We start from the raw sequence: 1,961 nt of genomic DNA, 5'->3' as shown, positions 1-1,961 counted from the left end.
GCACGGCGGGTCGGTCGGCGTGGAGACCGCCGCCGGCCGGGGTGCGACGTTCCGGGTGCTGTTGCCGCGGGTGCGGGCCTGAGGGACGACGACGAATGCGCTGACGGAATCTACCCGCGCGGCTGGATCGAGCAGAGAGCGGTGGCGCCGGCCCGGCAGCGTCCCGCCCTGTCGTGCCGGTCGGACCGGCCTCAGGACCACTGCTCCACAAAGGCGAGGGTGGCGGCGTCCGCGACCTCGGGGTCGGAGGCGGTGAGGAAGTGCTGGCCGCCCTCGACGATCTGCAGCGTGGCGGACAGGGAGCCGGTGAACCGGGCGATGCCGTCTTCGGCGTTGGCCACCGAGTACACCTGGTCGGCGGTGCCCTGCAGCCAGAGCACAGGGCAGTGCACGTCGCTCAACCGTGCCTCCAGGCCGTCGCGGTCGCGGAGGTTGATGGAGCTGGTGCGCAGGCGCCGCCGACCCTCGTCTCGTCGATAGTTAATGCGATAGGTCTGGATCCAGAAGTCACGCTCGGCGTCGGAGACGTTCTCGCCGAGGCCGGCACCGAGTACCGCCACCACGAAGTCGTCGTCCACCACCCAGTCCTCGCCGACGGGCTCGGCGAGCGCCTCGATGGCGGGGCTGCAGAACTCGGAGCCGTTCCAGCAGCCGCGTTCCATACTGGCCGGGCTCTCGTAATCCATGGAGGTGCCGCAGATGATGATGCCCTCGACCGCGCCGGGGTTGAGCAACGCCATGCGGGTGGCGATCCACCCGCCCTGCGAGGTACCGAGGGCGAACGCCTTGGAGATCCCCAGGGCGTCGAGCACCTGCAGGTTGGCGATCGCGCTGTCCCAGTAGGTGAAGTGCCGGTACCGGGCGCGGGTCTCCCCGTGGCCGTAGGGCTCGATCGCCAACAGGTTCATCCGCGAGGCGAGCTCCTCGTTGGCGAACTGCGGCCGGTACAGCTCGACCGAGGTGGTGAACGAGTTGATCATCACCAGCGTGGGCAGGGCGGGGTCGTACTGCCGGGCGAACGAGTAGCCGATGGTCGATCCGCCCAGGTGGGGGATGTCGATGGTCTGCGTTGTCATGGCGGAGTCCTTCTGGAGGGGAGTGCGCGAGGGGTACTCGAACCATAGGACGCTGCCGGCGCCCCGGGAGCGGATCGGCGGGGGCGGTTCGGAGCGGTCGGATCGACAGTGCTCGCCGGCCGCGGGTGCGAGCGAGAGGACGACGACGAGGTGTGCCGGTCTAGTCGATACCCAGCGCTCTCGCGGAGGCGGCCACCCCGGCGGCTGCGACGACCACCACGACCAGCGGCACCCGCATCGCCGCCAGGACGGCAGCCGTGGTTACGCCGGCGACGCGAGCCCACCCGGCGAACGACTGCCCGTCGAAGAGGGTCGCGGTAGCGGCGACACCGGCGATCAGCACGATCACCGCGGGATCGCCCCAGTGCTGGAGGCGCAGGGAGAGGCGCGAGCCTCCGAAATGGACCCCACCCAGTCTCACGGCGTAGGTGCCGGCGGCGAGGGCGAGCACCGCGAGGACAAGAGTCACGTCAGACACGGTGTCCCCGCTTCCGCACAGCCGTGAGCAGGCCGATCAGTCCCAGGACGGGGGCCACTCCGGCGGCCACGAACGGGGTGGCGGCCGCGGCGAGGGTCGCTCCTGCAGCGGCGGGGACAGCGGTGCGACGGGTGACGCTGGCGAGGAGGATCGCGACGAAGACCGCGGGGAACGCCGCATCCAGTCCGAGACGGCTGGGGTTGGGCAGGACGTATCCGAGGAGGACGCCGATCGCCGCGCCGAGGGGCCACGCGATCAGGATGGCGACCCCGACCACGCGGAACGCGGGGAGGCGTCGCGCCGGGTGCGGCTGGGCCAGGGCGAAGGCGACGCTCTCGTCGTTGACCAGGTGTGCCGAGAACAGTCGGGGGACGCGCCGCCCGGGCAGAAACGCCGATGCGGAGAAG

At 71.0% G+C, this 1,961-nt stretch carries 2 protein-coding genes and 1 pseudogene; all 3 read right to left on the bottom strand.

Annotation, left to right across the window (positions count from 1 at the left end):
- Positions 1 to 191: 191 nt before the first annotated feature.
- The gene (locus G6018_RS06520) at positions 192 to 1,076 is read right to left on the bottom strand and encodes an alpha/beta hydrolase (protein WP_182639202.1); all 885 of its coding nucleotides are present in this window, start codon (positions 1,074 to 1,076) and stop codon (positions 192 to 194) included.
- Between the two features lie 160 nt (positions 1,077 to 1,236).
- Positions 1,237 to 1,545 (bottom strand): AzlD domain-containing protein, encoded by a 309-nt coding sequence (locus tag G6018_RS06515; protein ID WP_182610799.1) that lies wholly within the window; start codon positions 1,543 to 1,545, stop codon positions 1,237 to 1,239.
- Position 1,546: 1 nt separating this feature from the next.
- A pseudogene (locus G6018_RS06510) lies at positions 1,547 to 1,961 on the bottom strand (branched-chain amino acid ABC transporter permease); the annotation flags it as partial.

It is taken from the genome of Dietzia sp. DQ11-44 (assembly GCF_014145205.1).
Lineage (GTDB): Bacteria > Actinomycetota > Actinomycetes > Mycobacteriales > Mycobacteriaceae > Dietzia > Dietzia natronolimnaea.
This window is presented reverse-complemented; position numbering and strand designations above follow the sequence as displayed.

Excerpts from the sequence above, each read along its gene's own strand:
- G6018_RS06520 (WP_182639202.1), bottom strand. The coding sequence starts at position 1,076 with ATGACAACGCAGACCATCGACATCCCCCACCTGGGCGGATCGACCATC.